The organism is Streptomyces sp. NPDC001868 (assembly GCF_040297125.1).
Classification (GTDB): Bacteria; Actinomycetota; Actinomycetes; order Streptomycetales; family Streptomycetaceae; genus Streptomyces.
Map to the genome: position 1 here is coordinate 102,384 of NZ_JBEOYO010000014.1, position 24,218 is coordinate 126,601.

The following is a 24,218-nucleotide window of genomic DNA, read 5'->3' on the forward strand; positions in this document are numbered from 1 at the left end:
CTTGTTGGCGCCGCATGGCTCTGTCAGGATCGGCACTCAAATCGAGCTGGAGCTACGCCACCCACCCCCGAGGACACAGGGGGCACCGGCGGAGGAGAGCGACATGCAGAACCCGGGCAGCGCCACCCCGGACCGATTCCCCGCACAGGACCGCTTCGCGGCCGGCGCGCAGTACATCGCCGGCCGCCCGACGAAGGGCACATCGGGCCGTACCCACACGGTCGTGGACCCCGCGACCGGTGACGAGGTCCTCACCTACGAGCTGGCGGGCCCGGACGACGTGGACGCGGCCGTCGCCGCCGCCCGCGCGGCGTTCCCCGGCTGGGCCGCCACCACCCCCGGTGAACGGTCGGACGCGCTGCACCGCTTCGCCGCCGTCCTGGCCGACCGGGCGGAGGAGTTCGCGCGGGCCGAGTCCCTGCAGTGCGGGAAGCCGCTCAAGCTGACGCGCGAGTTCGACGTGCCCGGCACCGTCGACAACACCGCGTTCTTCGCGGGCGCCGCCCGGCATCTCCAGGGCCAGTCGGCCGGCGAGTACTCCGGCGACCACACCTCGTACGTACGCCGTGAACCCATCGGTGTCGTCGGGTCCATCGCGCCCTGGAACTACCCGCTCCAGATGGCCGCCTGGAAGATCCTCCCGGCGATCGCCGCGGGCAACACGATCGTCCTCAAGCCCGCCGAGCTGACCCCGCTGACCTCGCTGCTGTTCGCGCAGGCGGCCACGGACGCCGGAATCCCCGACGGTGTGATCAACATCGTCACCGGGACCGGCAAGGAGGCCGGGGAGCACCTCGTCGGGCATCCCGACGTGGTCATGACCTCCTTCACCGGGTCCACGGCCGTCGGCAAGCGCGTCGCCGAGATCGCCACGGCCACCGTCAAGCGCCTCCATCTGGAGCTGGGCGGCAAGGCCCCCTTCGTGGTCTTCGACGACGCCGACCTGGAGGCCGCCGTCAACGGCGCGGTCGCGGGCGCCCTCATCAACACCGGCCAGGACTGCACGGCCGCCACGCGCGCGTACGTACAACGCCCCCTCTACGAGGAGTTCGTGGCGCGGACGGCCGCCCTGATGGAGACCGTCCGGCTCGGCGACCCCTTCGCCCCGGGGACCGACCTCGGCCCGCTGATCTCGCACGCACAGCGCGACCGGGTCGCCGCCTTCGTCGAGCGGGCACGCGCGTACGCGCGCGTGGTCACCGGCGGCCAGGCGCCCCAGGGGGAGCTGAAGAACGGCGCCTACTACCGGCCCACCCTCGTCGCGGACGCGGCCCAGGACAGCGAGATCGTCCAGTCGGAGATCTTCGGCCCGGTGCTCGTGGTCCTGCCCTTCGACAGCGACGACGAGGGCATCCGGCTCGCGAACGACACCCCGTACGGCCTCGCCGCCTCCGCCTGGAGCCGGGACGTGTACCGGACGAACCGTGCCACCCGCGAGATCAAGGCGGGCTGTGTCTGGGTCAACGACCACATCCCGATCATCAGCGAGATGCCGCACGGCGGCTACAAGGCCTCCGGCTTCGGCAAGGACATGTCCTCGTACTCGTTCGAGGAGTACACCCAGATCAAGCACGTCATGTTCGACAATACGGCGGTCGCCAGGAAGGACTGGCACCGCACGATCTTCGGGGACCGCTAGCCACCCCGGGGACCGGCCGCCCGACCCCCGGCCGGTCCCCGCCCACCCTCCCGAAAGGGCGCCTCCGAAAGGGCATCACGCGCATGGAGCAGTACGAGCCCGACCGCCTGTCCCCGGCCCAGGTGGCCGCCGTGCGGCGCAGCCTCAGGAACGGCAGGGCGGCCCTCAGCCGCCGTTCGCTGCTGCGCGCCGGAACCGGCGGCGCACTCGCGATCGGCGGGCTCGGCGCGCTGAGCGCCTGCGGCATCCCCGCGGCGAAGAACACCTCGGGTGTCTCGTCCGAGGACCACTCGGCGAAGGAGAAGGTGGTCAACTTCTCCAACTGGACCGAGTACATGGACGTCGACGACGGCGGCAAGCACCACCCCAGCCTCGACCAGTTCGCCGCGCGCACCGGTATCAAGGTCAAGTACACCGAGGACATCAACGACAACGTCGAGTTCTTCGGCAAGATCAAGCCGCAGCTCGCCGCCGGTCAGGACACCGGGCGCGACCTCATCTGTGTCACCGACTGGCTCGCCGCCCGGCTGATCCGCTTCGGGTGGGTCCAGAAACTGGACGCGTCGAATCTGCCGCACGCCTTCATGAACCTCTCCCAGCAGTTCCGCAGCCCTGACTGGGACCCGGGGCGCGCGTACTCCTATCCGTGGACCGGCATCTCCACGGTCATCGCCTACAACAAGAAGGCGCTCGACGGGCAGGAGGTGAAGTCGGTCTCCGACATGCTCGACAACCCGAAGCTGAAGGGCCGGATCGGCTTCCTCTCCGAGATGCGCGACAGCATCGGCATGACCCTGCTGGACCTGGGCAAGGACCCGGCGAAGTTCTCCGACGACGACTTCGACGCGGCCATCGCCCGCCTCCAGAAGGCCGTCGACCAGGGCCAGATCCGCCGCTTCACCGGCAACGACTACACCTCGGACCTCACCAAGGGCGACCTCGCGGCCTGTATCGCCTGGGCCGGTGACGTCGTCCAGCTCAAGGCCGACACCCCGGACGTCGACTTCGTCATCCCCGAGAGCGGCTATCTGACCTCGACGGACAACCTGCTGATCCCCAACAGGGCCCGGCACAAGACCAACGCCGAACGGCTCATCGACTACTACTACGAGCCGAAGCCGGCCGCCGAACTCGCCGCGTACATCAACTACGTGTGCCCGGTCGACGGTGTGAAGGCGGAGCTGGCCAGGATCGACCCGGACGCGGCGAACAACCCGCTGATCATTCCCGACGCGGCCATGGCAGCCAAGTCACACGCCTTCCGCTCCCTCAGCCAGAAGGAAGAGACGGCGTACGAAGAGAAGTTCGCGAAGCTGACAGGGGCGTGACGAGAACGATGACCAGCAAGAAGAGCACAGGCGAGGGCGGCGGCGACGTCCGCCTCTCCGGTATCGGCAAGACCTACGGCTCCTTCACGGCCGTGCACCCGCTCGACCTGACCGTGCCGGAAGGTTCCTTCTTCGCCCTTCTCGGCGCCTCCGGCTGCGGCAAGACCACCACCCTGCGCATGATCGCCGGCCTGGAGGAACCTTCCTGTGGAAGCGTCTTCCTCGGCGACCTCGACGTGACGAACCTGCCCCCGTACAAACGGCCGGTCAACACGGTCTTCCAGTCCTACGCCCTCTTCCCGCACCTCGACATCTTCGAGAACGTCGCCTTCGGTCTGCGCCGGCGCGGCATCAAGAGCGTGAAGAAGCAGGTCGGGGAGATGCTGGAACTGGTCCAGCTCGGCGAACAGGCCCGCAAGAAGCCGCATCAGCTGTCGGGCGGCCAGCAGCAGCGGGTGGCCGTCGCCCGCGCGCTGATCAACCACCCGAAGGTCCTGCTCCTCGACGAGCCCCTCGGCGCCCTCGACCTCAAGCTGCGCCGCCAGATGCAGCTGGAGCTCAAGCGCATCCAGACCGAGGTCGGCATCACCTTCATCCATGTCACGCACGACCAGGAGGAGGCCATGACCATGGCCGACACGGTCGCCGTGATGAGTGGCGGGCACGTCGAGCAACTCGGCTCACCCGCCGACCTGTACGAGAACCCGCGGACCACCTTCGTCGCCAACTTCCTCGGCACCTCCAACCTCATCGAGGCCGAGGTCGATTCGAAGAGCGCCGGCGACATCGTGCTCAAGGCGGGCGACGGCAAGCTCGTGCTCCCCGAGGCGCGATGTTCGGCACCCGCCACGACCGGCGGCAAGGTCCTCGTCGGCGTACGCCCCGAGAAGATCACCCTCACGCACGCGGACGACGCCGGGGAGATCCCGGTCGGCCGCAACCGCATCACGGGCACGATCGCCGCGACCAGTTTCATAGGCGTCTCCACCCAGTACGTGATCGACAGTTCGGTCTGCCCCGAGTTCGAGGTGTACGTCCAGAACATCGACCGCGACACCCGGCTCGTCCCCGGCGCCGAGGTCGTCCTGCACTGGAATCCGGCGCACACCTTCGGCCTGGACGCCGCCCAGGACATCGACGCCGGTGTCGACGAGGGGGCGGCCGTCTGATGTCGACCCTCACCGAGGCCGAGGCGCCCCCGCCTCTCGCCCCCGCCCCGGCCACCACCGGGAAGCCACCCCGCAAGAGGGGCCGCTGGACGCCGTATCTGCTGCTCGCGCCCGGCCTCATCTGGCTGCTGGTCTTCTTCGCGATGCCGATGGTCTACCAGGCCTCCACGTCCGTGCAGACGGGCTCCCTGGAGGACGGCTACCGGGTCACCTGGCACTTCGCGACGTACTGGGACGCGCTGAGCGAGTACTACCCGCAGTTCCTGCGCTCGGTGCTCTACGCGGGCACGGCGACGGTCCTGTGCCTGCTGCTCGGCTATCCGCTGGCCTATCTGATCGCGTTCCGGGCCGGCCGCTGGCGCAATCTGATCCTGATCCTGGTGATCGCCCCGTTCTTCACCAGCTTCCTGATCCGCACCCTCGCCTGGAAGACGATCCTGTCGGACGGCGGCCCGGTCGTCGGCGCGCTCAACACCCTGCACGTCCTGGACGTCACCAGCTGGCTCGGCCTCACCGCCGGAGACCGGGTGCTGGCCACCCCGCTCGCGGTGGTCTGCGGCCTCACCTACAACTTCCTGCCGTTCATGATCCTGCCGCTCTACACCTCCCTCGAACGCATCGACGGACGGCTGCACGAGGCGGCCGGCGATCTGTACGCCAAGCCGTTCACGACGTTCCGCAAGGTCACCTTCCCGCTGTCGATGCCGGGCGTCGTCTCCGGCACGCTGCTGACCTTCATCCCGGCGAGCGGCGACTACGTGAACGCCGAACTCCTCGGCTCCACCAACACCCAGATGATCGGCAACGTCATCCAGAGCCAATTCCTGCGGATCCTCGACTATCCGACGGCGGCGGCCCTTTCGTTCATCCTCATGGCCGCGATCCTTCTCATGGTCACGGTCTACATCCGTAAGTCCGGGACGGAGGATCTCGTTTAAATGGCCTTCGTCAACTGGCTCAAGAGCCGTCTCGTCGTCATCGCGGGACTTCTGACGCTCGGATATCTGCTCCTGCCGAACGTCGTCGTCACCGTCTTCTCCTTCAATCAGCCCAAGGGCCGCTTCAACTACGAGTGGCAGGAATTCTCCACGGCGGCCTGGACCGACCCGTGCGGGGTGGCCGACCTGTGCGGCTCGCTCTCGCTCAGCCTCCAGCTGGCCGCCTGGGCGACCCTCGGCGCGACCGTCCTGGGCACGATGATCGCCTTCGCGCTGGTGCGGTACCGCTTCCGCGCGCGGGGCGCCGTCAACTCGCTGATCTTCCTGCCGATGGCGATGCCCGAGGTCGTGATGGCGGCCTCGCTGCTCACCCTGTTCCTCAATCTGGGTGCACAGTTGGGATTCTGGACGATCCTCATCGCCCACATCATGTTCTGCCTCAGCTTCGTCGTCGTCGCCGTCAAGGCCCGCGTGATGTCGATGGACCCGAGGCTGGAGGAGGCCGCGCGCGATCTGTACGCCGGTCCCGTGCAGACCTTCGTCCGTGTCACCCTGCCCATCGCGGCGCCGGGTATCGCTGCGGGTGCGCTGCTGGCCTTCGCGCTCTCCTTCGACGATTTCATCATCACCAATTTCAACGCGGGTTCGACCGTCACCTTCCCCATGTTCGTCTGGGGCTCGGCACAGCGCGGCACACCCGTGCAGATCAATGTCATCGGTACGGCCATGTTCCTGGTCGCCGTACTGTTCGTGGTGGCCGGAATGGCCATCGGGAATCGCAGAAAGCGGCAGAAGGCATAGCGCCGCCCGTCCGGATCACTCTGTAGGGAGTTGAAATCATGGCCCCAAGCGCCATGAACCGTTGGACAAAGTCACTCTCCGACGCACAGCCGGTCCCGTACTGGCTCGAAGACCCCGGCAAGCCCCGTCCCGAGGCCGCGCTGACCGGCGCCGAGACCTGCGATCTGCTGGTCGTCGGCGGCGGCTACAGCGGACTGTGGACCGCGCTGATCGCCAAGGAGCGCGACCCGGACCGGGATGTCGTCCTGCTGGAAGGCCGTGAGGTGGGCTGGGCCGCCTCCGGCCGCAACGGCGGCTTCTGCGCCGCCTCGATCACCCACGGCCTGGCCAACGGCCTCGCCCGCTGGCCCGACGAGATCCACAAGCTCCAGGAGCTGGGCGCCCGCAACCTCGACGAGATCGAGACGGCGGTCGCCCGCCACGGCCTCGACTGCGACTTCGAACGCACCGGTGAGATCGACGTCGCCACCGAGACCTACCAGGCCTGGGAACTGCGCGACTGGTACGACGAGATCGCCCGCGAGGGCCTCGCCGACGGCATCGAGTTCCTCGACGCCGACGCCGTCCGCGACCAGGTCGCCTCACCCACCTTCGAGGCGGGCCTGCACGACCGCCGGGGCGTCGCCATGCTCCACCCCGCGAAGCTGGCCTGGGGCCTGAAGCGGGCCTGCATCCGACTCGGCGTCCGCGTCTACGAGCACACCCCCGCGCTGAACCTGAAGTCGTACGGCGCCGGCATGGCCGTCCGCACCCCCTACGGCCAGGTCCGTACCCGGCAGGTGGCGCTCGGCACGAACATCTTCCCCAGCCTGGTCAAGCGCGTCCGCGCGTACACCGTCCCCGTCTACGACTACGCCCTGATGACCGAGCCGCTCACCGCCGACCAGCTGGCGTCCATCGGCTGGAAGAACCGGCAGGGGCTCGGGGACTCGGCCAACCAGTTCCACTACTTCCGGCTCAGCGCCGACAACCGGATCCTCTGGGGCGGCTACGACGCGGTGTACCAGTACGGCGGCCGGGTGCGCGCGGAGTACGACGACCGCCCGGAGACGTACGCCAAGCTGGCCGGGCACTTCTTCACCTGCTTCCCGCAGCTGGAGGGCGTCCGCTTCACCCACGCGTGGGGCGGAGCGATCGACACCTGTTCCCGTTTCTCGGCCTTCTTCGGCACCGCCCACCAGGGCAGAGTCGCCTATGCGGCCGGCTATACGGGCCTGGGCGTGGGCGCCACCCGGTTCGGCGCGGACGTCATGCTCGACCTGCTCGCGGGGGAGCGCACCGAACGCACCGAGCTGGAGATGGTCCGCCGCAAGCCGCTGCCGTTCCCGCCGGAACCCTTCGCCTGGACCGGTATCGCCCTCACCAAATGGTCCCTGGCCCGCGCCGACTCCCACGCCGGCCGCCGCAATCTGTGGCTGAAGGCCATGGACCGGCTGGGACTGGGCTTCGACAGCTGACGCGGCCGACGCGGCGCCGTCCGGAACCCCCAGAAACGCCTGCCAGCGGGGCGTGAAGGCGCACCCGTGATCAACAGGCGTACGCCCTGCCGGACCGTGTTACCCCATTCACCACCAAGAAGTGGTCGGAACCCGCGTAATGCCCGGCCGGAACCTCTGTCTGTGCTCGTGACGCGAAACCGCGTCCGACGGAGCTCTAGAGAGAGGAAGGTCCCTGTCATGACTGGGGCCAAGACGGCGGCCGAATGGCTGGCATCCGTATCACCGGATCCCGAGGCCTGCCGCTGGGAGTGGGAGCGCAACCCCCTGGGGGTCGCCCTGCTTCCGGCCGGCAGGGCCTGGGACGTGCTGATCCTGCCGGGCCGACTCGGCTATCCCACGCTCGACGTCCTGACCCGCATCATCGACCAACCCGGACCCGTGCTCGTCGACTTCGGCGACGACCGCATGGGTTTCTTCGTACCGCCGGGCACGGCGTCGCGGTGGCTCGGCACGGGGGTGCGCAGCGCGGGCCGGGGCACCTGGATCGTGGTGCCGTACCCCGGCCGGCAGACCGGTGGCGTCCGCTGGCTGATCCCGCCGGACGGCAGCGGCACCCTCACCGACCCGGCCCTGCTCGAACTGGCCATGCACGAGGCGGCGGCGAGCCTGGCCGGGGACGAGGAGCGGTAGCCGGGGGCTGACAGCCCCACCGTCGTGAGGCGGCCGTCCCCCGGCCGCACCGCGCACTCGTCGGCCGCCCGTGCGGCCGACGCGGACGTCACCCCTTCAGAACGTCACCCCTTCAGAACGTCACCCCTTCAGAACGTCACCTCTTCAGGGCGACCCCTGTGCGGTGTGGCGACGCACCCCGAACCACAGCGAGGAGAGCAGCGGCGCGCACACGCACCAGCTCGCCACCACGTCGAGCGGCCAGTGGTAGCCCTGGCGCACCAGGCCGAAGCCGACCCCGATGTTCAGGACGACCGCGAGGACGACGACCGCGCGGCGCGCGGGGGCGCCGCGCAGCCACGGCAGCAGGAGCAGGACGGCACCGCCGTACGCGACGGACGCGGTCGCGGTGTGGCCGGAGGGGTAGAAACCCGTGCCGGGGCCCATGATCGGCGGGCCCGAGCGGGCGATGAGCTCCTTCAGCGGGATCACCCAGAGCGGTACGGCGGCCATGAGGAGCGCTGCCCCCGCCGACGGCCGCCACCAGTGGTCCCTACCGGTGGCACGCAGCCGCCACCCCACGTACAGGAGCACGGCGGCGAGGACCGGGACGGCGACCGTGATGTTGCCGAGGTCGGCGAGGAACTGGGTGGGGGCGCCCCGGTGGACGAGGGAGTCGCTGAGGCGTTCGTCCGCGCGGGCCAGTGGGCCGTGCGCGAGGACCTGCCAGGTGATCAGGGCGAAGAGGAGGGCCGGGGCGCCGAGAAGGAGGAGGGCGGCGGGGCGGCCGGAGGGGGTGGTCGGCCACCCCCGAACAGGGGGGGTGGTTCGGGGGTGGCCGTCCTGATCGGTGTGCCGCACGCCCCGGGGGGTTTGGGACGCGCGGCCATCCGATCGGTGAGGAGATCCGGAGCCGGAAGCTCCGGGTGTGTGCGCGAGGGCACGACCAGGGCGAAGCTGGGGAGGCCCCGACCCTGTGTCGCCCACAGTCCCCTGTGGGCGGGGTGTATCTCTCATCTGCGGTAGAACCTACGACAGGGATCGCGGTGACGACAGGCGGAATCGCGCCCCGACATCCACCTTGCACACCTTCTTCACGCCCTCCGACGCTTGTCCACAGGGACCGGAATCCAGGATCGGATTCCGGTTCCGGGAAGCGTGGGACGTCGGAGGCGGATGGGAGGTTCCGTATGCGGGCGCCCCGCAATGGGGGCGCTCGCACGGGTGTCAGATGCGGGTGAACGCCTGCTCGATGATGTCGAGGCCCTCGTTCAGGAGGTCCTCACCGATCACGAGCGGCGGCAGGAAGCGCAGCACGTTGCCGTAGGTGCCACAGGTCAGGACCAGCAGGCCCTCCTGGTGGCAGGCCTTCGCCAGCGCGGCGGTCGCCTCCGGGTTCGGCTCCTTCGTCGTACGGTCCTTGACCAGCTCGATGGCGATCATGGCGCCACGGCCCCGGATGTCGCCGATGACGTCGAACTTCTCGGCCATGGCGGTGAGCCGGGCCTTCATGACCGCCTCGATGCTCTTCGCCTTCGCGTTGAGGTCGAGCTCCTTCATCGTCTCGATGGAGCCGAGGGCGCCCGCGCAGGCGACGGGGTTGCCGCCGTAGGTGCCGCCCAGGCCACCCGCGTGCGCCGCGTCCATGATCTCCGCGCGCCCGGTGACGGCGGCGAGCGGGAGACCGCCGGCGATGCCCTTGGCGGTGGTGATCAGGTCCGGGACGATGCCCTCGTCCTCGCACGCGAACCACTGGCCGGTGCGGCAGAAGCCCGACTGGATCTCGTCGGCGACGAAGACGATGCCGTTGTCGGAGGCGAACTTGCTGATCGCCGGGAGGAAGCCCTTGGCCGGCTCGATGAAGCCGCCCTCGCCGAGGACGGGCTCGATGATGATCGCGGCCACGTTCTCGGCGCCGACCTGCTTGGAGATCTGGTCGACGGCCTGCGCGGCGGCCTCGGGGCCCGCGTTCTCCGGGCCGGTCGGCCAGCGGTAGCCGTACGCCACCGGGACGCGGTACACCTCGGGCGCGAACGGCCCGAAGCCGTGCTTGTACGGCATGTTCTTCGCCGTCAGCGCCATCGTGAGGTTGGTGCGCCCGTGGTAGCCGTGGTCGAACACGACGACGGCCTGTCGCTTGGTGTACGACCGGGCGATCTTCACCGCGTTCTCGACGGCCTCGGCGCCGGAGTTGAACAGCGCGGACTTCTTGGCGTGGTCGCCCGGCGTCAGCTCGGCGAGGGCCTCGGCGACCGCGACATAGCCCTCGTACGGCGTGACCATGAAACAGGTGTGCGTGAAGTCCTGGAGCTGGGCGGTGGCCCGGCGGACGACGGCCTCGGCGCTCGCGCCGACGCTCGTCACGGCGATGCCCGAGCCGAAGTCGATCAGCCGGTTGCCGTCGACGTCCTCGACGATGCCACCGCCCGCGCGCGCGGTGAACACCGGCAACACCGACCCCACCCCCGCCGCGACCGCGGCGACACGACGAGCCTGCAACTCCTGGGACTTCGGTCCGGGGATGGCGGTGACTACGCGGCGCTCCTGGGGAAGTGCGCTCATGTGGGGCTCCTGGGGATGTTGCGGACGCTTGTCTTCTTTTCTCGCAGGCTAGGACCGGGAAGGACTGCTGGGCATGCTCCATGTGGGCGTTGTCGGCGGTGTCGCTTGTCCTTGGTGGACATGGCGCGTTGCCGGAGGTGAATCGGGGGCGGGTGGGTCACGGACAGGCCGCATCATGGCCCGCCCGGCCACGTAAGCGGTGAACTCCCCTTGCGGGGGCGTTAGATTGGCTCGCTGATGGTGGACGGAACGGCTGGTCAGGGGGCAAGCGCGATGAACAGCGACGGGACGCGGGACGCGCGGGGCACGCATGCGAATCCTGTGCCGCGCCCGACGGGACCACCCGAGGGAGCCGCTCTGCCCCCTCGGCCCTCGCGCGCGCCAGGGGTTCCTCCGATGCCGGACGGGTCTTCCTTCCTCGCGTGGCTGCGGGCACCGCGACCGGACGCGGCACCGGGCGTGTGGCGGTTCGGACATACACCGCGACCCGACGAGGAACCCGAGGAGATCCCGAAACGACAGCTCCTGGGCGGCGCCCTCATCGCCTTCCTGGTGGGCTGGCTCGTGTGGTCCCTGCTGCAGAACGGCTATCTCGGCTACTGGTGGTGGATCCCGCTCGACCTGATCGTTCCCGATTCCTGGCAGGGCGGCTCCGGCGAGGGGGGCCAGGTCGGCACCTTCATCGTGTACGGGGGCTACGAACTGCTCGTGGCCCTGTTGATCCTGGTCGCGGTGGCCCGGCTGGGCCGCTGGGGCGAGGTCTGGCGCCGCTTCGTCGCTCCACGCCTCCGAGGCGGGCCGCCGGAGCAGGCGGCCCCCGCCGCCCAGGACGACCCCGCCCAGTGGAACCAGCTTCGTGAAGCCGGGGCCGTCGATGCCGCCGAGCGGCTGGTCGTGGAGGCGGGGGCCGGGCTGATGCGGGATGTGGATCATGCGCGGATCATGCGGGCGTGGCAGGGGGTGCGCAGTGGGCGGCACAGTCTGGCGACGTTCACCGGGGCCGTGCTGAAGGACGGCGCGGCGGCGTGTCTGCACCCGTCCGGGGAGCGGGATCTGCCCGCCCGGCTCGCCCGGCACGACATGGTGACCGGGCAGGTCCGCCTCGGCGGCACCGTCGACGACCCGCGCAACCCGTACGCCTACCGGGGCACGGGCCTCGCCGTGGGCCCCGAACTGCTCGGCACCTCCCTGCTGGCCGTCGGGCCCGCCGGATCGGGCAAGACCGGCAGCGTGGTCTGGCCCGTCGCCGAGTCGCTGTGCCTGCACGCGCTCGCCGGACGGGCCGCGGTGGTGGTCGTGGGGGCGGCGGGCGCGGGGCTCGGCCCGGCCGACGCGTACGACGTCGTCGTACGGATCGGGAACCCGGAGTCCGTCTACGACCTTGACCTCTACGGCGGCACCACGGACCCCGACGAGGCCGCGGCCGTCCTCGCGGAGGCGCTCGTCGGCGACCTCACCGACCCGCACCCCGGCGGCGACAGCCGGCGCTCCACCACGGTGCTCGCCCAGCTCCTCGGGCCGTTCCGGGCGGTGCACGGACGCTTCCCGTCGGTGCCGCAGCTGCGGCAGCTCCTGGACGGCGCCCCCGGCCCGCTGGCCGAGCTGCGCACGGCCCTCCAGGACGCCGGACAGGAGTCGCTGCTGCGGGAACTGGACGCGCGGGAGCGCCAGCTCGGGCACCCCGGGGATGTCAGCGGCGTACTGGCGGACCGGGTCGCCCTCCTCGACCGGCCCGCCTTCGCCACGTTCTTCGACACCTCCGGGCAGACCCGGCCCTTCTCCCTGCGCGCCCTCGACCACCCCGTACGCGTCCGCATCGACCTCCCCGAGCGCGGCCACGCCGACGCCTCGCGCATCCTGGCGCGGCTGGTGCTCGCGCAGTTCACCGCGAGCGTCGCCGTACGGGAGGACCGCTCGCTGTTCGCCTGCCTCGTGCTGGACGACGCCACCGGGGTCGTCACCCCCGAGGCCGTACGCGGCATCCAGCGGCTGCGCTCCGCCAACGCCGGCACCGTCCTCACCCTCCGCACCCTCGACGACGTGCCCCGGCCGTTGCGCGGGCCGCTCCTCGGCGCCACCGGCTGCCGGATGGCGCTGTCCGGGCTCACCCCGTGGGACGGGCAGGACTTCGCCGAGGTCTGGGGCAAGGAGTGGACCGAGGCACGGGACGTCACCGACCGGCAGATCATCGCCGACTCCCCGGCGGGCAAGGCCTGGCACGCGCTGCGCCGCGTCATCACCGGCCATGCCCCCACCGCGCGGGCGGTGACCGTACGGCAGGTGGAGCGGGAGCGGTGGTCCGCGTCCGAACTGGCGCACGGTGTGCCGCCGGGCCACGCCGTGCTGTCGCTGACGAGCGTCCGGGGCGAGCACGCGCCGCCGTTGCTGGTGGATCTGCGGGGCTGAGGAGGGCGGCCCGCAGTGGTCGGCGCGAGCGGTCGGCGGGGGCGTTCGGTTTGAGCCAGATGGGTGGCGGTGTGGGGGGCCTGTGATCGTACGGTGAGGCAGAATCGGGACAGGTCGTTCATACGCGGCGGCCAAAAGCCCACATCGACCTGAAGGTCCCATGCCCCCCACGCTCGCCTCGCTCGTCCACCACTCCACGCTCAAGCTGACCGTGCGGGCGGGCGAGGACCGCCTGGATGTGCCGGTGCGCTGGGCGCACGCCAGTGAGCTCGCCGATCCCGTGCCGTACATGGAGGGCGGGGAGCTGCTGCTGATCACCGCGCTGAAGCTGGACGCGGAGGATCCGGAGGCGATGCGGCGCTATGTACGGCGCCTGGTGGGGGCCGGGGTCGTCGGGCTCGGCTTCGCCGTCGGGGTGCACTACGAGGACATCCCCGAGGCGCTCGTCGCGGCGGCCGAGGGGGAGGGGCTGCCGCTGCTGGAAGTGCCCCGGCGTACGCCCTTCCTCGCCATCAGCAAGGCGGTGTCGGCCGCCATCGCCGCCGAGCAGTACCGGGCCGTGACGGCGGGGTTCGCGGCGCAGCGGGAACTCACCAAGCAGGCGTTGACCGACGGCCCCGAAGGGCTGCTCGGCGCGCTCGCCGGGCAGGTCGACGGGTGGGCCGCCCTGTACGACGCCTCCGGCGCGGTCGTCGCGGTGGCGCCCGAGTGGGCCGAGCGGCGGGCCGGGCGGCTCACCGCCGACGTCGAACGGCTGCGGGACCGGCCCGCGCCCGCCAGCGCGGTCGTGGGCGGGGAGGACCGTGTCGAGCTGCACTCCCTCGGGACCGGGCGCCGGGCGCGCGCCGCCCTCGCCGTCGGCACGGCCGCCGCCCTCGGCACGGCCGAGCGGTACGCCGTCCACTCCGCGATCGCCCTGCTGACGCTCACCACGGAACGGTCGCGCTCCTTGCACGCCGCCGAGCAGCGGATCGGGGCGGCGGTGCTGCGGATGCTGTTGGCCGGGGAGTGCGATCACGCGCGTGCCGTGGCCGGGGGGTTGTACGGGGAGTTGTTGGACGCGCCGTTCCGGTTGGTCCTCGCGGAGTCGGCGTCGGCGTCTGCGGCGCGGGCTCGGGTGGAGGGGGCCGTGGGGGCGGCGGGTGTGGCGGGTGGGGCAGGTGGGGTCGAGGGGGTGGCTGGGGCCGGTCTCGCCGTCGGGGCGGGGGGTGGTTCCGGTTCCGGTTCTGGCTCCGGTGGAGGGGGGCGGGGGGCGGTTGCCGGTGGATCGGGGGGTGATCTGCTCGGGCAGCTCGTCGAGGTCGTGGAGGCCGCCGCTGCGCGGGCGGGGGAGGCTGTGCTCGTCGTTCCCGACGGGGAGCGGCTTGTCGTGCTCGCGGTGGACGGGGGTGCGGCGGTGGCCGCGTGCGGGGAGTTCGCGGTGGGGTTGGAGGCGTCTCGGGTGGCTGGGCGGGATGTGGGGGCCGTGGTCGGCAGTGGCTCCGGGGTTGGTCTTGATTCGGGTTCGGGCTCCGGTGCTCGTTCCGGTTCCGGTTCGGGTTCGGGTTCTGGGTCTGGCTCCCGTTCCGGTTCCGGCTCGGGGTCCGGTTCCGTCGAGGAGGAGGAGCTTGTCGTCGGGCTGTCCGCGCCGGCGGGGCCTATCGCGGCTGCCGCCGCCTACAAGCAGGCCGAGCAGGCGTTGTCCGTGGCTCGGCGGCGTGGGCGTTGTCTGGTGGAGCACGAGGAGCTGGCCGCGGGGTCGGTGCTGCCGTTGCTCGGGGATGACGCGGTGCGGGCCTTTGCCGACAGTCTGCTTCGGCCGCTTCGGGAGCATGATGCGACCGGGCGGGGGGATCTTGTCGCTTCGTTGCGGGCCTGGTTGTCGCGGCATGGGCAGTGGGATGCGGCTGCCGCGGATCTGGGGGTTCATCGGCACACGCTGCGGTATCGGATGCGGCGGGTGGAGGAGATTCTGGGGCGGTCGTTGGATGACGCCGATGTGCGGATGGAGTTGTGGTTGGCGTTGAAGGCTACGGCTGCGGCGGGGGAGTAAGGGCTTTTCCTCGCCCCCGCCGCCCCTACCCGTCCCATCCCTAGGGGCGCTGCCCCTTCGACCCCGAGGGGTGTGGGGTGGTGGGTGGGATGAGGGGTGGGGTGGTTGGGGTGGGTGGGCGTGTGCGGGTCCGGTGGGGCTTCTCGCGCAGTTCCCCGCCCCCTGAAAAGCAGGGGCTGCGCCCCGTGCTTTTCGGCCCGCAGCTCCGTTGTCGTTCAGCCCGTAACTCCGTCGTCCTTCGGCCCGCGGCTCCGGCGTCGTTCAGCCCGCAGCTCCGTCGTCTTTCGGCCCGCAACCCGTCGACCCTTCGGCCCGCAGCCCCGTCGACTTTCAGGCCCCGGGGCCATGGCCCTTTCAGGCCCGCAGGGGCCTGAATCCTTAGGGGCGCGGGGAACTGCGCGAGAAGCCCCACCGGGCCGCACCCGGCGACGCACCCCGACCCCGCCAATCCGTAGCAACCCGCGTCGATACTCATACGTGCCGGACAAGCGACCCCCCGCCGCCCCGGCCCTACCGTGGAGCCGGAAGCCGAGATGTGTTACCCACCGAAGGGCCGGGATCGACTATGACCGCCACCCACGCCTTCTGGCTCGCCGGCCGTCAGGCCACCGGTGAGACCACGTTCGATGTGAACTCGCCCTGGGACGGCCGCCTGGTCGGCAGGGTGAGCGTGCCGACGGACGAGCAGGTCGAAGAGGCCGTGGCCGCCGCGTACGCCGTACGGGACGAGTTCGCGGCGACGCCGGCGCATGTGCGGGCCGCCGTTCTGGACCACGTCAGCAGGAGCCTCGTCGAGCGCACCGAGGAGATCGCCCAGCTGATCTCCGCCGAGAACGGCAAGCCGATCAAGTGGGCCCGGGGGGAGGTCGGCAGGGCCGTCTCCGTGTTCCGGTTCGCGGCCGAGGAGGCCCGGCGGTTCAACGGCGGCGAGGCGCAGCGGCTCGACACGGACCTCGGCGGACAGGGCCGGCTGGCCCTCACACGCCGCTTCCCCAAGGGCGTCGTCCTCGGTATCGCGCCCTTCAACTTCCCGCTCAACCTCTGCGCCCACAAGATCGCCCCGGCGATCGCGGCCGGTGTGCCGATCATCCTGAAGCCCGCCCCGGCCACCCCCCTCTCCGGTCTGATCATCGGAGAGCTGATCGCGGACGCCGCCGCCGACCTGCCCACCGGCTCCTGGAGCATCCTCCCCGTCGCCAACGACCGTATGCCCGCCCTCGTCCAGGACGAGCGGCTGCCCGTGATCTCCTTCACCGGGTCCGAGAAGGTCGGCTACGCGATCATGGACTCGGCGCCGCGCAAGCACTGCACGCTGGAGCTGGGCGGCAACGGCGCGGCGGTCGTGCTCGGCGACTGGGCGAGCGACGAGGACCTCGACTGGGCCGCCGGTCGTATCGCGACCTTCTCGAACTACCAGGGCGGCCAGTCCTGCATCTCCGTGCAGCGGGTGATCGCGGACGCGTCCGTGTACGACCGGCTGCTGCCGCGCATCGTCGCCGCGGTCGAGGCCCAGGTGACCGGCGACCCGGCCGACGGCGCCACCGATGTCGGGCCGCTGGTCAGCGAGGACGCCGCCAAGCGCGTCGAGGCGTGGGTCCAGGAGGCGGTCGACGCCGGGGCATCCCTGCTGGCCGGCGGCAAGCGCGACGGCGCCTCGTACGCGCCGACCGTGCTCGCCGACGTACCCGCCGATGTGACGATCTCCTGCGAGGAGGTCTTCGGGCCCGTCCTCACCGTACGGAAGGTGGAGGGGGAGGCCGAGGCCTTCGCCGCCGTCAACGACTCCAAGTACGGCCTCCAGGCGGGTGTCTTCACGCATGATCTGCAGACCGCCTTCCGTGCCCACCGCGCCCTGGAGGTCGGGGGCGTGGTCATCGGCGACGTGCCGTCCTACCGCGCCGACCAGATGCCGTACGGCGGGGCGAAGCAGTCCGGTGTGGGGCGTGAGGGTGTGCGCTTCGCCATGGACGACTACACCTATGAGCGGGTGATGGTGTTGACCGGGCTTCAGCTCTGAGGCGCCGATGAGATCACTTCGCCCCAACCCCTAGCTTGTGACAATCGTTTTCATGTAGTCTCGGGTCAGATCCCGGGATGAAGGGGCCCGGCACCGATGCCTTCCGGTGCCGGGCCCCTTCTGTGTGCCGGTCTTCTTCCGGACCCTCAGCCGGAGAAGCCGACGTGCGCCAGCCGCAGCGGGCCGCGCAGTCCGAGGTGGACGTCATGCACATCGGCCGCCGAGACGGCGGCGCGCAGGGTGGTGTACGTGTACGGGTCCGCGGTGGGGGTGTCCAGCGTCAGGGTCGCCAGTACCGGGCCGCCGACGAGGGAGAACTCGACGCTTCCCGCGCCCGCCACCTCCACCGTCATCTCGTGGACACCCGCGCCGAAGTCGCAGTTCTGGAAGAGCAGTTCACCGGCACCCTCGCCCGCCGGAGTCACCGCGTCGCCCGACACCTTCGTACGGTCGACGATCTCCGTGCCGCGCTGCTCGTCGAAGTCCGCCGCGGCCAGGCCATGGGAGACGACCGGGCGCGGGGCGACCGGATCGCCGTCGACGGTGACGGTCGTACGGAGGCGGATGTCCTCGCTCGACGCCCCGGCCAGCAGTTCGTACGCGCCCGGCTCTCGGTGCCAGGTGCCGTGGGCCACGTCCCAGAACTCCAGGACGGAGAGCGGGAGCCGGAAGGTCAGCTCCGTCGAGGCGCCGGGGGCGAGGGTGACGCGGCGATGGCCGAGCAGCTCGCGGCGCGGGCGCGGGACCGAGGGCTCCTCGGCGCGGACGTAGAGCTGGGCGACCTCGTCGGCGGTCACCGCGCCCGTGTTGGTGACGGTGAAGGAGACCGTCAGGTCACTGTCGCCCACGTGGGTGACCAGGTTTTCGTACGCGAACTCCGCGTACGACAGGCCGTGGCCGAAGGGGAAGAGCGGGGTGCCCTCGAAGTAGAGGTACGTCTGACGGGCGCCGATCACGTCGTAGTCGAGGAGGCCGGGGAGGTCCGCGTCGGCCGCGTACCAGGTCTGCGGGAGGCGGCCCGCGGGGGAGACGTCACCGGCGAGGACCCGGGCCAGGGCGGTGCCCGCGGCCTGGCCGCCGTGCGCGGTCCACAGGACGGCGGGCAGGTCGGAGGGGTCGACGGCGTACGGGTAGGCCGAGACCAGGACCAGCGCGGTGTTCGGGTTGGCGGCGCGGGCCGCGCGCAGCAGGCGTTCCTGGTGGGCGGGGAGCGCGAGCGTCGTACGGTCCTCGGTCTCGCGGCCGTTGATGTGCGGGTCGTTGCCCGCGACCACGAGGACCACGTCGGCCTCGGCGGCGACCCGTGCGACGGATTCCTCGCCCCGCTCGCTCACGAGGAGATCGAAGATTTCCGGATTACCGTCGGCAACCTTCACGCCGTCGGCGGCGACGGTGACATACCGGCCTGTCCCCGCGTGCTTGAGGAGGTGACCGTTCTCGTGAGGTTCGAGGAGGAATGTCTCCTGGACCACCCAGCCGCCCGGCTGATCGGCCGAGGCGCGCAGATATCCGTCGTCGGCGACCGAGAGGTAGCGGCCGTCGGGCGCGCGGAAGGTGAGCACGCCCGCGCCCCAGTCGACGAGGGCGAGTTCGGTGCCGTCCGGGCCCGTGGTGAGCGGCGCCAGATCGGTGCGGCCGGCCAGGAGCGCCGGGTCGAGGGCGCCCTCCGCGCCGCGCACCTCGTCGGCGGCCTCGGGCGCCTCGGGCACGGACACGAACGCGCCGGTGGACAGCGCCCGGAGGCGTACGCGGTCCACGCCCTCCGCGAAGGTCACGCGCTCGGCGCCGAAGCGGTCGTACAGGCCTTCGAGCGGGGTCGAGCGGTGGATGAGGGTGCCGCTGTACCAGTCGAGCTTGCACTCGTCGGCGAGCAGGCCGACGACGGCGATACGGGTGTCGGCGGCGAGCGGCAGCAGACCGCCCTTCTGCGAGTGGCCGCGCTCGTTGTCCTCCGAGCGGCCGCCCTCGTTCTCCGGGAGGCCGTTCCCGTTCTTCAGCAGGACGATCGCCTGCTCGGCCGCCTCCTGGGCGAGAGCGCGGTGGGCCGGGGTGTCGAAGTCCTTGAGATCGGCGTACGGGTCCGCCCCGGGGTCGAACTCGCCGAGGCGGAAGCGGACCGAGAGCTGGCGGCGGACCGCCTCGTCGATGTCGTCCTCGGTCAGCAGCCCCTGGACCAGCGCGCCCCGGATTCGTCCGATCATCGTCGAGCTCTCCGTGCCGTGGTCGGTGAAGCTGTCGACACCGGCCCGCAGCGAGGCGGCGGTCGCCTCCTCATGGGTGGCGTAGTAGTGCTCGGAGTCGACCAGGTTCGACGGCGCGCCCGCGTCCGAGCAGACCAGCAGCGGCTCGTCGGTCCAGGTGCGCAGATGCTCGGCCAGATAGGGCGAGACATGGTTGGGGCGGCCGTTGACCAGGTTGTACGCGGGCATCACACCGGCCACCGCGCCCGCCTCGACGGTCTCGCGGAAGGCGCGCAGATCGTACTCGCGCAGGACGCGCGGGCGGACCGAGGAGGACGTCTCGGAGCGGTCGGTCTCGTTGTTGTGCGCCAGCCAGTGCTTGAGGACGGGGGCCGTGCGCCAGTACGTGGGGTGGTCGCCGCGCAGGCCCCGGGTGTACGCGGTGGCGATGGCCGAGGTCAGCTTCGGGTCCTCGGAGTAGCCCTCCTCGTTGCGGCCCCACAGGGGGTGGCGCAGGAGGTTGACCGTGGGGGACCAGACGTTGAGGCCGACGCGGTCGTCGCGGGCGCGCATGGCGCGGGTCTCGGTGGAGACGGCCTCGCCGACACGGCGGACGAGGTCCTCGTTCCAGGTCGCGCCGAGTCCCACGGCCTGCGGGAACACCGTCGCCGGGCCCATCCAGGCCACCCCGTGCAGGGCCTCCTGGCCGGTGCGGAACGCGGCCACCCCGAGCCGGTCGACGGCGGGCGCGAACTGGTGCAGGAACGCGATCTTCTCGTCCGCGGTGAGCCGCTGGAGCAGATCGTCGATGCGCTTCGCGAGCGGCAGCTGCGGATCGCGGAAAGGCGGCGTGGGCGTCGTCTGTGCGGTCACGTTGGGGATCCCTTTGCGGTGGAGCGGCGAGGCGCTTTCGAAGCGCTTCGATGCTCATTCGACCGTGGGGTGGGTGTCAAGAGACCAAGGCGCAACAGATCCGTTTCCTCACCGTCATACAGGCCGGGATATCGAAGGTCGGACGGGGACGTTCCGGTCGCCGACACCTCCGAGGAATCTGGGAATCGACCCTTGTGCACCCCCGGTCGTTCACTTAACCTCGCAGCAACATCGAAGCGCTTCGACAGCGTAGGGAAACGCTTCGCGTGCTCACCTCCCTCCGCTGTTCATCGGTTCCCCGCTTCAGCACAGCCAGTTCCACTCAAGACACCGCAGCCGACGGCCACCGCCGGGTGTCCTGGTGTGCGCCATGAAGGGTTGACGCAATGACGCCGAACTCCGCCACCTCCGCCGCGCCCAGCCGGAGAAGCTTCCTCGCCTCCACGGCGGTCGCCGCCGCCGTAGTGGCGGGGGGTGTGCCGCTGCTGTCCGCCTGCGGCGGATCGCAGGAAGGCCGCAAGGAGGGCACGACGTCGGGCAAGGACGCGCAGAAGATCCTTCCGACGTTCGTCGCGTCGACCGTCGTGGAGCCCGACATCCCGGCGAAGAACGGCTCGGCGGCCGGCTTCAGCAAGGCCATCGCCACGGCCGACCTGAAGACCTCGGTCCCGAAGAAGCTCGGCAGCGGCGGTGCCCTCAAGGTCATGGCGCCGTTCTGGGGCACCCCGCCGAAGGGCGACAACCCCTACTACACGGCCATGAACGAGGCCACCGGCGTCAAGGTGACCTGGCAGAACCAGGACGGTGTCACCTACGACCAGAAGCTCGGCGCGGTCCTCGCCTCCAGCGACATCCCCGACGTCGTGGTCGTACCCGGCTGGAACCTGATGGGCAAGATACCCAGCGCCATCAACGCCAAGTTCGCCGACCTGGGCCCGTACCTCTCCGGCGACAAGGTCAAGGAGTACCCGAACCTCGCGGCCGTCCCCTCCGAGGCCTGGCAGCGCGGCATCTTCGGCGGCCAGCTGCGCGCGGTACCGATGCCCGCCCCGTACGTCACGGACATCGCGCCCATGTACCGCAAGGACATCTTCGAGAAGAAGGGCTACAGCGTCCCGACGAGCCCCGACGAGTTCCTGTCCTGGGCGAAGGAGGCCACCGACGCCAGGTCGAAGGTCTGGGCCTGCGACGACATGAAGTGGTCGGCGTGGAACTTCTTCGGCGTCCTCGGTGCCAGCGACAAGGCGCTGTGGTGGAACATGGTCGACGGCAAGCTGGTCAACCGCGTCGAGACCGAGGAGTACCTCGAAGCGCTGGAGTGGACGCGGAAGCTGTACGCCGCCGACGTGGTCCACCCGGACGCGGTCTCCGGCAAGGCGGGCGGCGACGCCAGGAACCGGTTCACGGCCGGTCAGTCCCTGGTCTTCAACGGCAACATCTCCGCCTGGTGGGGCTCGGTCTCCGAACAGGCCACCCAGAACTCCGACTTCGACATGGCCGCGTTCGACATCTTCGGCGCCGACGGCGGCGACCCCACCCTCTACGCGGTCCAGCCCGCCAACATCTTCACCTTCGTCAGCAAGAAGGCGTCCGCCCAGCAGATCAAGGACTTCCTCGCCCTCTGCAACTACTGCGCCGCGCCCTACGGCACCAAGGAGTTCATGCTCACCGCCTACGGCGTCGAGGGCACGGACTACGACGTGAAGAAGGGCCTGCCGGTCAAGACCACCGCCGGCGTCAACGAGGTCAACGGCGCCTACGACTACACCGGCAACCCGGCCGCGTACGTCGCCTACCCCGACTTCCCCGAGGTCACCAAGGGCATCGTCGAGTGGCAGCAGCGTATGGGCGCCTTCACCAAGAAGACCTCCTTCTTCGGGCTGACCGTCACCGAGCCGAACCGCTGGGCCAACCTCGCCGACAACTTCGAGCAGTTGGAGGACGACGTCGTGCGCGGGCGCAAGAAGATCAGCGACGTCCAGCAGGCGGTGTCCGACTGGAAGAGCAAGGGCGGCGACGGCCTGCGCGACTGGTACAAGAAGCTGCTCGACGACAACGGTTCGGCGAGCTGACCCGGGGCCGAGGCAAGGAGAACGCCGTGTCGCACAGCACGGTGCCCCGGTCCAGGGCCGAGGCGAAGACCCCCGATGACCCCCCGGCGCCGTCCGACGACGCCGCCGGGGCCCGGCCCCGGGGCGGGAAGCGCGCGGACGGGCTGAGCCGCCGCCTCAGATTTCGGCGTGACCGCACGCTGATCCTGATGACGCTGCCGGCGGTCCTGCTGGTCCTGGTCTTCAACTACATACCGATCCTCGGCAATGTGGTCGCCTTCCAGGACTACGACCCGTACCTCAGCGACAACGGCTTCGTCGCCATCTTCCAGAGCCCCTGGGTCGGCGTCGAACAGTTCGAGCGGATCTTCGCGGACTCGGCGTTCTGGCACGCGGTGCAGAACACGTTCGTGCTGTTCTTCCTCCAGCTCGTCCTGTTCTTCCCCATCCCGATCCTGCTCGCGCTGCTCATCAACAGCATCGTCAGGCCCCGGATCCGGGCGGTCGCCCAGGCGATCATGTACCTCCCGCACTTCTTCTCCTGGGTCCTCGTCGTCACCGTGTTCATGCAGATCTTCGGCGGGGCGGGCGTCATCGCGCAGACCCTCCGCCAGCACGGCTACGACGGCTTCGACCTGATGACCAACCCGGAGATCTTCAAGTACCTGGTCACGGTCGAGATGATCTGGAAGGACGCCGGCTGGGGCATCATCGTCTTCCTCGCCGCGCTCTCCTCCGTCTCCCACGACCTGTACGAGGCCGCCGCGATGGACGGCGCCGGCCGCTGGCGGCGCATGTGGCACATCACCCTGCCCGCCCTGCGCCCGGTGATCGCCCTGCTGCTGGTGCTCCGCGTCGGCGACGCCCTCACCGTCGGCTTCGAGCAACTGCTGCTCCAACGGCAGGCGGTGGGCGTCGACGCCTCCGACGTCCTCGACACCTATGTGTGGTGGAACGGCATCCGCAACCAGGACTTCAGCTACGCCGCCGCCGCGGGACTCGTCAAGGGCGTGGTCGGCCTCGCCCTGGTTCTGACCGCCAACAAGGTCGCCCATCTCATGGGTGAGCAGGGGGTGTACAAGAAATGAGCGCACTCGTCGAGAAGGCGGCCCCGGTCGATGAGCGGCCGACTGCGCCGAAGCCGAGCCGCTGGGCCGCGCCGCCCCGCCCGTCCTGGGAGGAGGAACCCGCCAAGGCGGGCCTCGCGGGCAAGGGCATCGCCCTGGGCTTCGCCTGCTTCGCGATCCTCTTCCCCCTGTGGATCGTCATCGTCACCAGCCTCCAGACGAAGAAGACCATCGACGAGGCGGGCGGGCTGGTCGTCGTCCCCAAGGGCATCACCTTCATCGCCTACAAGGAACTCCTCAGTGGCGGCCAGGTCCAGACGGCCGCGCTGGTCAGCGTCGGGGTGACGGTGGTCGGCACGTTGTTCAGCATGACCGTCTCGGTCCTGTGCGCCTACGGCCTCTCCCGCGTCGGCTCGCTAGGCCACCGGTGGATCCTGATGACGCTGCTCGCCACGATGTTCTTCGGCGCGGGCCTCATCCCGACGTATCTGCTGGTCCAGGGCCTCGGACTCACCGACACCTACCTCGCGCTGATCCTCCCCAGCGCGGTGAGCGTCTTCAACATCCTGGTCCTGCGCTCGTTCTTCATGGGCATCTCGCCCGAACTCATCGACAGCGCCCGCATCGACGGCGCCGGCGACTGGCGCATCCTGTGGCAGATCGTGATGCCGCTGTCGAGGGCCGTCCTCGCGGTCATCGCCCTCTTCTACGCGGTCGGCTACTGGAGCGCCTGGTTCAACGCGTCCATCTATCTGACCGACCAGGACATGATGCCGCTGCAGAACGTCATGATCCAGCTCGTCCAGAAACAGGAACGCCCGGTCGGTCTCTCCGCCCAGATCAACACCGGCCAGCTCTCGCCGCTCGCCATCCAGATGGCGGTCATGGTCATGGCCCTGCTCCCCGTCGCCGTCCTCTCCCCCTTCGTCCAGAAGCACTTCAAGAAGGGGATGCTGACCGGTGCGGTCAAGGGTTGACCGGGGCGCCTAGTCGCTCGGGGGTGCGGGTTCGTCGGCGGGTGCGGGTGCGTGGGGCTTCTCGCGCAGT

The 24,218-nt window shown here is 70.4% G+C and carries 16 protein-coding genes; 13 read left to right on the forward strand and 3 right to left on the reverse strand.

Annotation, left to right across the window (positions count from 1 at the left end; translation table 11 throughout):
- Positions 1-103 precede the first annotated feature (103 nt).
- The 7 genes from ABT147_RS18830 (at position 104) to ABT147_RS18860 (ending at position 8,004) form a co-directional block, all read left to right on the forward strand.
- The gene (locus tag ABT147_RS18830) at positions 104-1,639 is read left to right on the forward strand and encodes a gamma-aminobutyraldehyde dehydrogenase (protein ID WP_351407318.1); all 1,536 of its coding nucleotides are present in this window, start codon (positions 104-106) and stop codon (positions 1,637-1,639) included.
- An 83-nt stretch (positions 1,640-1,722) separates the two neighbouring features.
- Complete coding sequence (locus ABT147_RS18835) at positions 1,723-2,967, forward strand: polyamine ABC transporter substrate-binding protein (RefSeq protein ID WP_351407320.1); 1,245 nt, start codon at positions 1,723-1,725, stop codon at positions 2,965-2,967.
- 8 nt (positions 2,968-2,975) lie between these two features.
- Positions 2,976-4,136: an ABC transporter ATP-binding protein gene (locus ABT147_RS18840; protein WP_351407322.1), complete on the forward strand. Its 1,161-nt coding sequence runs from the start codon at positions 2,976-2,978 to the stop codon at positions 4,134-4,136.
- Positions 4,136-5,074, forward strand: a complete 939-nt coding sequence (locus ABT147_RS18845; protein ID WP_351407324.1) for an ABC transporter permease — start codon at positions 4,136-4,138, stop codon at positions 5,072-5,074. Before ABT147_RS18840 ends, ABT147_RS18845 begins: the two co-directional genes overlap by 1 nt.
- The gene (locus tag ABT147_RS18850) at positions 5,075-5,875 is read left to right on the forward strand and encodes an ABC transporter permease (RefSeq protein WP_351407326.1); all 801 of its coding nucleotides are present in this window, start codon (positions 5,075-5,077) and stop codon (positions 5,873-5,875) included. It begins immediately after the preceding gene.
- A gap of 38 nt (positions 5,876-5,913) precedes the next feature.
- Positions 5,914-7,332 carry an NAD(P)/FAD-dependent oxidoreductase gene (locus ABT147_RS18855; RefSeq protein WP_351407328.1) on the forward strand — a complete coding sequence of 473 codons (1,419 nt, stop codon included), beginning with the start codon at positions 5,914-5,916 and terminating at the stop codon, positions 7,330-7,332.
- A gap of 219 nt (positions 7,333-7,551) precedes the next feature.
- The gene (locus ABT147_RS18860; protein WP_351407330.1) at positions 7,552-8,004 is read left to right on the forward strand and encodes a hypothetical protein; all 453 of its coding nucleotides are present in this window, start codon (positions 7,552-7,554) and stop codon (positions 8,002-8,004) included.
- Between the two features lie 144 nt (positions 8,005-8,148).
- Here the strand turns inward: ABT147_RS18860 and ABT147_RS18865 are convergent, their stop codons facing one another.
- Positions 8,149-8,844 (reverse strand): phosphatase PAP2 family protein, encoded by a 696-nt coding sequence (locus ABT147_RS18865; RefSeq protein ID WP_351407333.1) that lies wholly within the window; start codon positions 8,842-8,844, stop codon positions 8,149-8,151.
- A gap of 366 nt (positions 8,845-9,210) precedes the next feature.
- The gene (gabT, locus tag ABT147_RS18870; RefSeq protein WP_351407335.1) at positions 9,211-10,545 is read right to left on the reverse strand and encodes a 4-aminobutyrate--2-oxoglutarate transaminase; all 1,335 of its coding nucleotides are present in this window, start codon (positions 10,543-10,545) and stop codon (positions 9,211-9,213) included.
- A gap of 273 nt (positions 10,546-10,818) precedes the next feature.
- Here gabT and ABT147_RS18875 point away from each other — a divergent pair, with 273 nt between their 5' ends.
- The 3 genes from ABT147_RS18875 to ABT147_RS18885 all read left to right on the forward strand — a co-directional run bounded on the left by ABT147_RS18875 (position 10,819) and on the right by ABT147_RS18885 (position 17,000).
- Positions 10,819-12,951, forward strand: coding sequence for an ATP-binding protein (locus tag ABT147_RS18875; RefSeq protein WP_351407337.1), 2,133 nt, complete (start codon positions 10,819-10,821; stop codon positions 12,949-12,951).
- 160 nt (positions 12,952-13,111) lie between these two features.
- The gene (locus tag ABT147_RS18880) at positions 13,112-14,983 is read left to right on the forward strand and encodes a PucR family transcriptional regulator ligand-binding domain-containing protein (RefSeq protein ID WP_351407339.1); all 1,872 of its coding nucleotides are present in this window, start codon (positions 13,112-13,114) and stop codon (positions 14,981-14,983) included.
- Between the two features lie 565 nt (positions 14,984-15,548).
- Positions 15,549-17,000, forward strand: coding sequence for an aldehyde dehydrogenase family protein (locus tag ABT147_RS18885; protein ID WP_351407341.1), 1,452 nt, complete (start codon positions 15,549-15,551; stop codon positions 16,998-17,000).
- A gap of 146 nt (positions 17,001-17,146) precedes the next feature.
- Here ABT147_RS18885 and ABT147_RS18890 read toward each other — a convergent pair whose 3' ends face one another.
- Positions 17,147-20,053: a glycoside hydrolase family 3 C-terminal domain-containing protein gene (locus ABT147_RS18890; RefSeq protein WP_351407344.1), complete on the reverse strand. Its 2,907-nt coding sequence runs from the start codon at positions 20,051-20,053 to the stop codon at positions 17,147-17,149.
- Between the two features lie 386 nt (positions 20,054-20,439).
- Here ABT147_RS18890 and ABT147_RS18895 point away from each other — a divergent pair, with 386 nt between their 5' ends.
- The 3 genes from ABT147_RS18895 to ABT147_RS18905 are packed head-to-tail and all read left to right on the forward strand — an operon-like array spanning position 20,440 to position 24,148.
- On the forward strand, positions 20,440-22,125 hold the full coding sequence (locus tag ABT147_RS18895) for an extracellular solute-binding protein (protein WP_351407346.1): 1,686 nt from the start codon (positions 20,440-20,442) through the stop codon (positions 22,123-22,125).
- A 26-nt stretch (positions 22,126-22,151) separates the two neighbouring features.
- Entirely contained in the window at positions 22,152-23,192 is a 1,041-nt protein-coding gene (locus tag ABT147_RS18900; RefSeq protein ID WP_351407348.1) for an ABC transporter permease, read from the forward strand.
- Positions 23,189-24,148 (forward strand): carbohydrate ABC transporter permease, encoded by a 960-nt coding sequence (locus ABT147_RS18905; protein ID WP_351407350.1) that lies wholly within the window; start codon positions 23,189-23,191, stop codon positions 24,146-24,148. The genes ABT147_RS18900 and ABT147_RS18905 overlap by 4 nt, the downstream gene beginning before the upstream one ends.
- The last annotated feature ends 70 nt before the right edge of the window (positions 24,149-24,218 follow it).

Bases quoted from the DNA above. Each gene is read 5' to 3' on its own strand.
- ABT147_RS18840 (WP_351407322.1), top strand. From the start codon at position 2,976: ATGACCAGCAAGAAGAGCACAGGCGAGGGCGGCGGCGACGTCCGCCTC.
- gabT (WP_351407335.1), bottom strand. From the start codon at position 10,545: ATGAGCGCACTTCCCCAGGAGCGCCGCGTAGTCACCGCCATCCCCGGA.
- ABT147_RS18880 (WP_351407339.1), top strand. From the start codon at position 13,112: ATGCCCCCCACGCTCGCCTCGCTCGTCCACCACTCCACGCTCAAGCTG.
- ABT147_RS18860 (WP_351407330.1), top strand. From the start codon at position 7,552: ATGACTGGGGCCAAGACGGCGGCCGAATGGCTGGCATCCGTATCACCG.
- ABT147_RS18855 (WP_351407328.1), top strand. From the start codon at position 5,914: ATGGCCCCAAGCGCCATGAACCGTTGGACAAAGTCACTCTCCGACGCA.
- ABT147_RS18845 (WP_351407324.1), top strand. From the start codon at position 4,136: ATGTCGACCCTCACCGAGGCCGAGGCGCCCCCGCCTCTCGCCCCCGCC.
- ABT147_RS18895 (WP_351407346.1), top strand. From the start codon at position 20,440: ATGACGCCGAACTCCGCCACCTCCGCCGCGCCCAGCCGGAGAAGCTTC.
- ABT147_RS18850 (WP_351407326.1), top strand. From the start codon at position 5,075: ATGGCCTTCGTCAACTGGCTCAAGAGCCGTCTCGTCGTCATCGCGGGA.
- ABT147_RS18835 (WP_351407320.1), top strand. From the start codon at position 1,723: ATGGAGCAGTACGAGCCCGACCGCCTGTCCCCGGCCCAGGTGGCCGCC.
- ABT147_RS18885 (WP_351407341.1), top strand. From the start codon at position 15,549: ATGACCGCCACCCACGCCTTCTGGCTCGCCGGCCGTCAGGCCACCGGT.
- ABT147_RS18830 (WP_351407318.1), top strand. From the start codon at position 104: ATGCAGAACCCGGGCAGCGCCACCCCGGACCGATTCCCCGCACAGGAC.
- ABT147_RS18875 (WP_351407337.1), top strand. From the start codon at position 10,819: ATGAACAGCGACGGGACGCGGGACGCGCGGGGCACGCATGCGAATCCT.
- ABT147_RS18905 (WP_351407350.1), top strand. From the start codon at position 23,189: ATGAGCGCACTCGTCGAGAAGGCGGCCCCGGTCGATGAGCGGCCGACT.